At 42.9% G+C, this 9,936-nt stretch carries 8 protein-coding genes; 5 read left to right on the top strand and 3 right to left on the bottom strand.

Annotated features, from left to right (window positions below; all coding sequences use genetic code 11):
• Positions 1 to 184: 184 nt before the first annotated feature.
• From GL182_RS09955 to GL182_RS09945, 3 genes are all read right to left on the bottom strand, one after another.
• Entirely contained in the window at positions 185 to 616 is a 432-nt protein-coding gene (locus GL182_RS09955) for a YybH family protein (protein WP_163379504.1), read from the bottom strand.
• 214 nt (positions 617 to 830) lie between these two features.
• Complete coding sequence (locus GL182_RS09950; protein ID WP_163379503.1) at positions 831 to 1,628, bottom strand: class I SAM-dependent methyltransferase; 798 nt, start codon at positions 1,626 to 1,628, stop codon at positions 831 to 833.
• Positions 1,625 to 1,939 (bottom strand): nuclear transport factor 2 family protein, encoded by a 315-nt coding sequence (locus GL182_RS09945; RefSeq protein WP_163379502.1) that lies wholly within the window; start codon positions 1,937 to 1,939, stop codon positions 1,625 to 1,627. The genes GL182_RS09950 and GL182_RS09945 overlap by 4 nt, the downstream gene beginning before the upstream one ends.
• A gap of 453 nt (positions 1,940 to 2,392) precedes the next feature.
• Here GL182_RS09945 and GL182_RS09940 point away from each other — a divergent pair, with 453 nt between their 5' ends.
• The 5 genes from GL182_RS09940 to GL182_RS09920 all read left to right on the top strand — a co-directional run bounded on the left by GL182_RS09940 (position 2,393) and on the right by GL182_RS09920 (position 9,818).
• Complete coding sequence (locus tag GL182_RS09940; RefSeq protein WP_163379501.1) at positions 2,393 to 6,526, top strand: two-component regulator propeller domain-containing protein; 4,134 nt, start codon at positions 2,393 to 2,395, stop codon at positions 6,524 to 6,526.
• A 275-nt stretch (positions 6,527 to 6,801) separates the two neighbouring features.
• Entirely contained in the window at positions 6,802 to 7,476 is a 675-nt protein-coding gene (locus GL182_RS09935; protein WP_163379500.1) for a Tat (twin-arginine translocation) pathway signal sequence containing protein, read from the top strand.
• A 33-nt stretch (positions 7,477 to 7,509) separates the two neighbouring features.
• Positions 7,510 to 7,929 carry a DsrE family protein gene (locus GL182_RS09930; protein ID WP_205603621.1) on the top strand — a complete coding sequence of 140 codons (420 nt, stop codon included), beginning with the start codon at positions 7,510 to 7,512 and terminating at the stop codon, positions 7,927 to 7,929.
• A 23-nt stretch (positions 7,930 to 7,952) separates the two neighbouring features.
• Positions 7,953 to 8,984 (top strand): c-type cytochrome, encoded by a 1,032-nt coding sequence (locus GL182_RS09925; protein ID WP_163379499.1) that lies wholly within the window; start codon positions 7,953 to 7,955, stop codon positions 8,982 to 8,984.
• Positions 8,985 to 9,026: 42 nt separating this feature from the next.
• The gene (locus GL182_RS09920; protein WP_163379498.1) at positions 9,027 to 9,818 is read left to right on the top strand and encodes a sulfite exporter TauE/SafE family protein; all 792 of its coding nucleotides are present in this window, start codon (positions 9,027 to 9,029) and stop codon (positions 9,816 to 9,818) included.
• The last annotated feature ends 118 nt before the right edge of the window (positions 9,819 to 9,936 follow it).

Here is a 9,936-nt window from a genome sequence, read left to right as displayed (position 1 = left end):
CCCAGAAGGTCTTTTCCCAGGACTGTCACGAAAAAAACCATCGAGGTCCCAAAGACCTCAACGGTTAGGACTATTGACCTTTGGGGTTTTCCCAACCCCGAAGGTCTTTTCCCAGGACTGTCACGAAAAAAACCGTCGAGGTCTCATAGACCTCAACGGTTAGGACTATTGACCTTGATTTTGCTTATTTATTTTCCCTTACTCCGGCATAAGTCTGCCGGATGATTTTACGATTCCGGATAATGAAGGTATCGGTGGCATAGCTCAGGTTGAATTCAGGGGTATCGGCTTCCCAGAGGATATAGCCAATATCTTTGACCGCCAGGCTTTCCTTCAGGGTCAGGGTGGCTTGGCCTGTAGGAAAGGCCGTAAAGGCATTGACAAAGTTTCTGCGGATTTCATCCAGTCCCCTGTAAGTACCGTTTGGGGTAATCAGAATGGACTCTTCTGTATAATCTTCCATGACGCCTTCCAGGTCATTGGCAATAAATGTTTGCCAATGATGGTCGAGCACCGCCTCGGTCTGGGCTTCATCAATATTTTCACCAGAAGAATTGGAAGCACATCCGGAAAAAAGCAGGCAGGCCAACAAAACAAGGCTGTAGTGCATTTTCATAATTATAAATTTTTAAAACCTGTATAAAAATAGGCTAATGGAACAAATCAATTTTATTTACCATTCAAGATGTGGATATTTAATTAATAAAGCAACTATTATTTCGAAACAGGATTTCCTTTCTTTGAAGAAAACCTTCCTCCCGAATACCGCCACCGGCCTTTAACTAATCATAACTAGATCATATTTTATTTTTAATGTCTTTTTTTGGTTTTTATAGAAGGTTTATCCCCCGAACTTCTTTTAGTTTCAAGATCATACCCCTGGCCTCGTTCCGTTTCCAATTTCCATACGCCAACAGTGCCTGTTTTATGGTTTCTTCATCCAAATAGCCTTCATCCAGGATTTGGGGCATGGCCACTACTTTTTCCCACATTCCGAGTTTAGACATGAAATTGGGATCTCCTTTTTCATAAGTTTCATTTGCTTCAAAAACCTGAATATTTGATAGTCCGTTAGCCATCAGGAAATCCGGCAAATCTACTATAATTTGATTATTCAGCCCTCCTTCTAAACGCCAGGACAAGAAGGCATTATAGGCCATTTTCATAGCATCAGGGATTGATGGATTCCATTCTATTTTTAAATGATCATAGTCCAGGATGGAAAGCTGTCCCCCGGGTTTAAGTAGTTGTTTCATTTTACCAATGGCCTGGTTTGTATCAGAAATCCATTGCAAAGTTCGGGAGGCAATGATCAGGTCGAATTTTTCGACATGTTCGAACGAGAAAAGGTCTTGATGAACAAACTCCAAATTTTTAAACCCTTGACTTTTTAATTGGGCTTTCTTAATAAAAGATGGATCTGCATCAATCCCAATTACGCATCCATGCTCCCCCACATATTTCAGTAATCCGCAGGTAATGGCACCTGATCCACAGCCAACATCCAGGACCCTAAGCCCAGGTTGTAAGAGAGGAATTAATGTCCTATAGTCTTTTTCTAATGTTCGTTCTTCAAATATGGCTATCGAATCCTTTTCGTTCCTTTTTAAATTAGCCGCTGAGTTCATAGGATATAGCCAATATCTTTGACCGCCAGGCTTTCCTTCAGGGTTAGTGTGGCTTGGCCTGCAGGAAAGGCCTTAAAGGCATTCACAAAGTTTTGCCGGATTTCTTCCAGGCCCATATAGGTGCCGTTTGGGGTAATCAGAATGGATTCTTCTGTATAATCCTCCATGACGCCTTCCAGGTAATTATTGATAAACGTCTCCCAATGGTGGTCCAGCACTGATTGGGTGAGGTTTTCATCTATGGAAGATGCCGGGGAACAGCCCGAAAGGATCAGTAGAACCATAAAAATGAATAAACAAGAATGCTTCATGGTATTTGGGTTTTAGCTTTCCTGACATAATTTTTTTTTTATCGAAATGGACGGCAGGGAAGGTTTTATGCTATTCGGATCAATTAACTTTCTCGAATATACTGAGTATTTATCGATTTTATCAAAAAAACGTAGATTTAATACCTTGCCATCGGAAAGGAATTCCCTAATCTTTGGTAGGTGGCCAAGGCCCGTTTTCGGCGATCAATCATTTATTCCAATCAGAATTGAATGACCGATATACTTGCTTTTTAATTTATATTGGTGTAGATTATTATTCCAAAATATGAAGGTATTCAAATATATAATATTTTTTTCCATGCGGATTAAACAATAAATACCGTTGGGATAGATTTACAGGATCACAGCAAATTAGGTATCGATAAAACGGTATTCATTTTAGGAGAGATAGAATCGAAGTTGAGGGTTTAAAAGCTAAACAATATCAACCTAATGAAAAGCAATCGCTCCACTTTCTGGATTTCAATACCTGCCTTGACCAGCTTTCTTGTTTGGTCATTGCTACTGATCCCCTACCTTACCCGGTCCCAATCCCAGCCCGTAAGATTCGAGCGATTTACCACCGAGCATGGACTGCCAAGTAATTCCATTCTGGATATTGCTCAGGATCATCAGGGATATATTTGGATAGCAACAGAAGATGGCCTGGTGAGGTACAATGGCTATGAGCTCCGAGGCTATAGCAATATTCCTGGTGATACAACTTCCTTGTCCCAAAACCGGGTGGAAACCCTGTTTGTCGATTTTAAAGGTGATTTATGGATAGGCTCCAAGTCTGATCTGGATCGATATGATTCGACTTGTGATTGTTTCATTCGGTATGCTTCCAACTCCTCTGCTCCTGCCAATGAAGCCGCAGGGCAAATTAATTCCTTCACCGAAGATCAGGACCAAAACCTTTGGGTAGGTACTCAAAATGGTGGGCTTTTTCGATATGAACGGGATTCGGACCAATTTACCCGTTTTTTAAATGACCCGGCAGATTCGGTCAATCTGTTGGAGGATGAAGTTCGGGTGTTATTGGCTGATAGTAATCATCAACTTTGGATCGGAACCGGGGAACCGTTTGACGCAAGTAGTTTTGGTGGCGGTCTTATCCGGATGGATTTAAGTTCGGGAACCACAAAACGCTTTTTGCATGATCCGAAAAATCCAAACAGTCTAATTGATAATCGAATTAGCGCACTTTATGAGGATCAGGAAGGTAAAATATGGGTGGGTTCCTGCCAAAGTGGCCTCCATTATTTCGATCCTGAAAAAGAGAATTTTATTCGAATGCTTCCGGATTCCTCCAAGCCAGATGCCCCTCACGCCCCACAGGGAGAAATGGGATTATGGTCTTCTTGTCCTCATGTGAAAATTATTTTTCAAGACCATAATAGTGAATTTTGGGTGGGAACGTATAATGGAGGGCTAAACCATTATGATCCAGTCAGTAAAAAATTAACGCAATATTCGAATAATCCTGATGACCCCGGTAGTTTAAGCTCCAACCAGGTCTGGACATTTTTGTACGACAGTCAGGATCGCTTGTGGCTAGGAAATTTGCCAGGGGGCTTGCACAAAGTGGATCCTTCCCTACATAAGTTCACCATACATACACATGAGCCAGAAAATTCAGCAAGCCTGTCCTATGATCATGTCATGGGAATGTATGAAGCGCCCGGCGAACCCGACCAGCTTTATTTGGGAACCCGTGGAGGTGGGTTAAATAAGCTGGATTTAAAACATAAAGTATTCAGGCATTTCCGACATGATCCTACTGATGAGCATAGTATCAGCAGTGATATTGTTTGGACTACTTATGAGGACCAAAACGGTACATTTTGGGTAGGAACAGAAGCAGGGTTGGATACTTTGAATCGTCAGAATGGCCAATTCGCACCTTACCAAATGGTAAATGGAAATGTTTACACCCATGTTACGGACCCTGTCATTCGGATGCATGAAGACAGGCATGGCAGGTTATGGTTGGGAACCTGGAGCAGCGGAATAATACGCCTGAGCAGAGATCGACAATCCTATAAAAGGTACGATTTTTCCAATAGTAGTCAGCAAACCTTTTATAACAGCATTTTGGCCATAAATGAGAGCAGCGACGGTACCATTTGGGTGGGTGTTTTTCAGGGAGGTTTATTTCAGTACGATACGGAAAGCGATCGTTTTTTACCCCATCTTGAAAGGTATGGAGTTACTTGCTTGCTGGAAGAAAACCCGGATAATTTCTGGGTTGGTACGCCAAACAATGGATTATTACATTACAATGTGTTGACCGGGGCCATGGACCAATATACCACGGAGGATGGACTGTCCAGCAATACCATTAATGGCATATTGAAAGATGAAAATCAGATTTTCTGGCTTTCTACCGGAAATGGTATTGTCCGTTTTGATCCGAAAAACCGGCACTTTACCAATTATGATGCTTCAGACGGCCTTTCTGTCAGCAGTTTTAATCATACCGGTGCCTTTAAGAGTAGTGATGGTCAGCTGTTTTTTGGCGGAGATGGAGGGATGGTTTCCTTCTATCCCGATCAGATTAAAGGAAACCCTTACCCACCGGATGTAGTCCTGAGCGGTCTGCAGGTAGCAGGTAAACCTTTTGATCTACCGTCTTTTAAAAGTACTCCTTCGGAAACCCTTACTTTATCCCACCGACAAAATGATTTGACCTTTGATTACGTCGGGCTTCATTTTACAGATCCTTCTAACAATAGTTATAAATACAGGATGCTGCCTTATGATGCTGAATGGATAGATGCCGGAAAACAACGCACCGCCCGATACACCAACCTGGACCCCGGTCAATATACCTTTCAGGTAATCGCAAGCAACAGTGATGGGCTTTGGAATGAGGAAGGTACTTCCCTTCATGTATTTATAAGCCCACCCTGGTGGACCCGATGGTGGGCATATATCCTTTTTACAGGTCTCCTCCTTGTCATGTTTCGGTGGTTTTATCGATTTAAAATTTCCCGCAAACTGGCCGTAGCAGAAAGCAAACGCCTAAAAGAAATAGACCATTTTAAAAGTAGCCTTTACACCAATATCACCCACGAATTCCGTACCCCACTAACTGTAATTCTCGGTATTACGGATACCCTCCGATCAAAAGCAAGGAACCAACAATGGGAGGATACCGATCATGGGCTTGAAATGATCCAGCGAAATGGTAAAAACCTTTTACAACTGGTCAATGAGATGCTCGATTTGGCCAAGCTGGAAAGTGGACATCTGGAACTGGAAATGCAGCAACAGGACGTGGTTCCTTTTATCAAATACATTTGTGAAAGTTTTGAATCCATGGCCCAGGAAAAACAAATTAAGGTGGATGTTGATGCGCATGTGGCGCAATTGGTCATGGATTTTGACCCTGCAAAACTCGCAATGATCGTTTCAAACCTCCTATCAAACGCCATAAAATTCACCCCTGATCATGGCCGGATAGCTGTCCACCTTGATCAGGTCTATGCGTCAGGGAAAAAATATTTTACTTTAATAGTTAAAGATAATGGCAAAGGACTTCTGAAAGAGGAAATCCCTCACGTTTTTGACCGTTTTTATCAGGCAGACCAATCGTCGACCCGGCATACAGAGGGAACAGGTATTGGTCTTGCACTGACTAAAGAGCTGGTGGAATTGATGGGAGGAACAATAAAAGTTGAAAGTCCCACAGGAATGGGTAGTACATTTACTGTCCACCTACCCATTACCCTGGCTGCCCCTAAAACCATCGGGCAAGAGCTTAACCAATTCTTTCAACCAACCCTACCCCAAGCCATAACTTATATCAATGAAAAAGCCCAAGACCTGGAGTTACCTCTGGTTCTCATCATTGAGGACAACCTGGATGTGGGCAATTATTTGAAAATGGCGTTGAAGAATAAATACAATTGTCTTCATGCGACGAATGGACAAACCGGACTGGAATTGGCTTATGCACATATTCCAGACATCATCATTTGTGATGTCATGATGCCCGGAATGGATGGTTTTGAAGTCTGCGCCACACTCAAAGCCGATGAGCGCAGTGACCATATTCCGATTATCATGCTGACAGCCCTGGCGGAAAAGGAGGCCCGGCTGACCGGACTTTCCAAAGGGGCAGATGCCTACCTGGCGAAACCATTTGATAAAAAAGAATTATTGATCCGTCTGGAAAAATTGCAGGAGATCCGGAATCGGCTGCAACAAAAGTACAGTCGGCGCTTCCTAAGCAGTGAGCACAGCTATGAGCCTATCAGTTCTTCCATAGAAAGTTTTTTAGTGAAGGTTGAGCAGGCCATCCTCAATCACCTGGAAGAGGAAGATTTTTCTGTAGATCAATTGGCGGATGCAATATGTCTAAGCCGCTCGCAGGTACACCGTAAAATCAAGGCCCTTACCGGACATTCAACCACGATTTATATCCGGCTGATCCGGCTACAAAAAGCAAAAGAACTATTGGCTTCCGGGGACCTGAATATCTCTGAAGTGGCCTTTCGGGTAGGGTTTAAATCTCCTGCATATTTCTCTCAGATTTTCAAAAAAACTTTTGGCGAAAGCCCCACTGAAAGCAGAATATAATCATTTTTTTGTCTTTTGCAACAATATATATAGATGTTGCAACAATACCTAAAGCAGCTGAAAGCCGTAATTTATAGCTTTGAAACGTACATTTCATGAAAGCTACCTGCCCATAGGTGCAAGATGATATAGATGGTGGTCAGTTTTACCATTGCAGGCCTTTATCAGGAAAAAAATGAATCTTACTACCTGATAAGCATGGTCCCTGCACCAGGTTGATGGCAAACAATGTATTTGTACCAAAAACCAATTAACAAACTTTAAACAGATCAACCATGAAGAACTCAGTAATGAATTCCCGCAGAAAATTTATCGGAACCCTGGCTACCGGAGCCACAGCAGGACTAACTGCCATTTCCAGTCCGCTATTGGCTGGGAAACAAATGGACACAAAAGTGCTCAACGATGCAGAGGACTGGTTTGAAGGCGTTAAGGGAGAGCAGCGGGTAGTGTATGATGCTCCAGAACCCCATGCCGGGTTCCCATTTATTTGGTCCTGGGTATTCTACCAAACCAACAATCAGACCGGCCTATCGGATGATGAAATGACAGCCATGGTTGTCTTGCGACACAATGCCATTCCTTTTGCTTTAAATGACCAATTGTGGGAAAAATATTCCCTTGGAGAAATGTTTAACATTGTGGATAACAACACAGGTGCTCCTTCCCAACGTAATCCTTTTTTCATTCCCCAAGAAGGTGATTATCCCATGCCGGGTATTGATGGAATGAAACAACTGCATGACAGGGGAGCCATGTTTTGTGTCTGCGACATGGCCTTAACGGTCTACAGTGGTATGGCTGCCCAAAAAATGGAGCTTAACCCGGAAGAGGTGAAAGCAGACTGGACAAAGGGCGTATTACCTGAGGTTCAGATCGTTCCTTCCGGGGTGTGGGCCCTTTCCCGTGCGCAGAAAAAGGACTGCGCCTACATTTACGCCGGAGGTTAATCCTGTTCTTTCCATTATCCATTAAACCATAAAATGATGAAAAAAATTATCCTTTTGTCCTCCTTCCTGGTGTTAAGCATGGGGCTTTTGGCACAGTCTAATCCGGTAAAAATTGTATTCGATATTACCAGCAACGATGAAGCTACACATCAGGCCACCCTCAGACATGTCAGCATGATGTCGGCCAACTATCCCGACTCGGAATTTGAGGTGGTGGTTTATGCGGGAGCCTATCCCATGGTACTTCAGGAGAACTCCACTGTATCATCGGAAATCCTGCAATTTGAAGGTAATGACAAGGTGAGTTTTGTGGTTTGTGAAGCCACGCTTAAAAGACATCAAATCAAGCCCTCTCAATTGCTGGCAGGAGTGAAAACGGTTCCTGATGGTATCCTGGAAATCGTCACCAAACAAGGAGAAGGTTGGGGATATATCAAAGAAGCGCATCATTAAAAAAAAGGAAAAATCAATCCATTATGGAGGAAGAAAAGCTGGACAAATGGCTTCGACAATTGACCTTGTCGGTCAACCTTTTGGTCATAGGAATTTTAGGCTCAACCCTCCTCTTGCTAGGCCATGCCTTAGGAATTTTCCCTTTAAAAAATCAGGAAGTTCCTGGTATTGCCAGGTCTGGCGATTCGGCATCCGGGATTTCGTCAACAGGGCTTTGGCAAGCACCACAGTTGGCCAGTCTTCCTTCCAATCAGGAAGGAGACTTGATCCGATATGGTCATGAGTTGATTGCCCATACGGCGGTGTACCTGGGACCAAAAGGTAAAGTGAGGCAAATCAGCAATGGAATGAATTGCCAGAATTGTCATCTAAAAGGAGGTACGGTGGCTTATGGAAACAACTATGGTGCCGTGGCTTCGAAATATCCGGTATTCCGCAATCGCTCAGGTACCACCGAAGGGTATGAAAAAAGGGTAAATGATTGTATAGAAAGAAGCCTGAATGGAAAACCACTCGATCCTGATAGCCGGGAAATGAAAGCCATGGTGGCTTATATGAAATGGTTGGGCAAAGATGTCACAAATGGCGCATCCGATAAGGGATTCGGCCTGTTGGATCTTCCCCTACCTGAAAAAGCCGCTGATCCGGTACAAGGAAAAGCTGTCTATGAAGCTTATTGTACCAGGTGTCATAGAGCGGATGGAATGGGGATTTTGGCGGAAAATGGCTTGGAATATACCTATCCTCCCCTATTTGGAGAAAATAGCTACAATACCGGAGCAGGTTTATACCGGCTATCGCGGTTTGCTGCATTTGTGAAAGCCAATATGCCCTATGGAGTAACCTTTGATAATCCCTTCCTGACCGATGAAGAGGCCTGGAATGTGGCCGCTTATGTCAACTCCATGCCAAGGCCTGAAAAGGACCTTAGCATGGATTGGCCTGACCTTTCCAAAAAACCATTTGATCATCCCTTTGGACCATATACGGACAGTTTTCCTGAAATTCAACATAAATACGGGCCATTTGGTCCATTAATATCGGCTAATAAGTAAGCTTTAATCAACTATAATTTCAAATCCGGATCAAATTCAATCATGGAAATTCTGGGCTACTTTTTTTTGTTTTTTGTCGGATTGACCCTGGGGATTTTGGGCTCAGGGGGATCCATACTGGCCGTCCCGATTTTGGTTTACCTTTTTTCCATGGATGCGGTTTTGGCTTCGGCTTACTCCCTATTTATTGTTGGGATAACCAGCCTGGTGGGAACAGCACTGAATTACCATGCGCAATTGGTAAATGTAAAAACGGGGTCCATTTTTGGCATTCCTTCCATTTTATCTATTTTTCTGATGCGAAAATGGATTGTTCCTGCTATTCCTGATAGTATTCTTCAAATAGAGTCCTTTAGCCTTTCAAAAAACACCTTTATTCTTGGCGTATTTGCCTTTCTAATGATACTTGCTTCACTAAAAATGATCTATGGACGGACTTTGAACAAGGGAAATGAAAAAAAAACATCCATTTTTTCACTGGTATTTTTTGGCTTGTTGTCTGGATTAATCACCGGCCTGGTGGGTGTAGGCGGTGGTTTCCTGATTATCCCCATACTCGGTTTTCTCACTAAAACACCTCTTAAAACAGCGATTGGTACAACACTATTTATAGTAGCCAGTAATTCCCTTATAGGATTTTTGGGTGATGTGCTCAATTATTCCATACACTGGAACTTCCTTTTAGGGATAACCGGTCTTGCTATTTCAGGAATTTTCGTCGGCAGCCGGATAGTAAAAGGAATTCCCACAATGAGTTTACAAAGGTCATTCGGTTGGTTTACCCTGACGGTTGGAACCTTAATAGTAATCCAGGAATTTATTATGGTTAGTTAAAGAAACCGTAAGCGTTATATTTGTCCTCCAACCCATGCCATGTGCTAAAAATTTACCTGGTGGATAAGATTGAGCCGGAAAACAAAATAAAATACCTTTTAAGAAAAACTGCCCTGTA

Source organism: Cyclobacterium sp. SYSU L10401, assembly GCF_010993705.1.
Classification (GTDB): Bacteria; Bacteroidota; Bacteroidia; order Cytophagales; family Cyclobacteriaceae; genus Cyclobacterium.
This window is presented reverse-complemented; position numbering and strand designations above follow the sequence as displayed.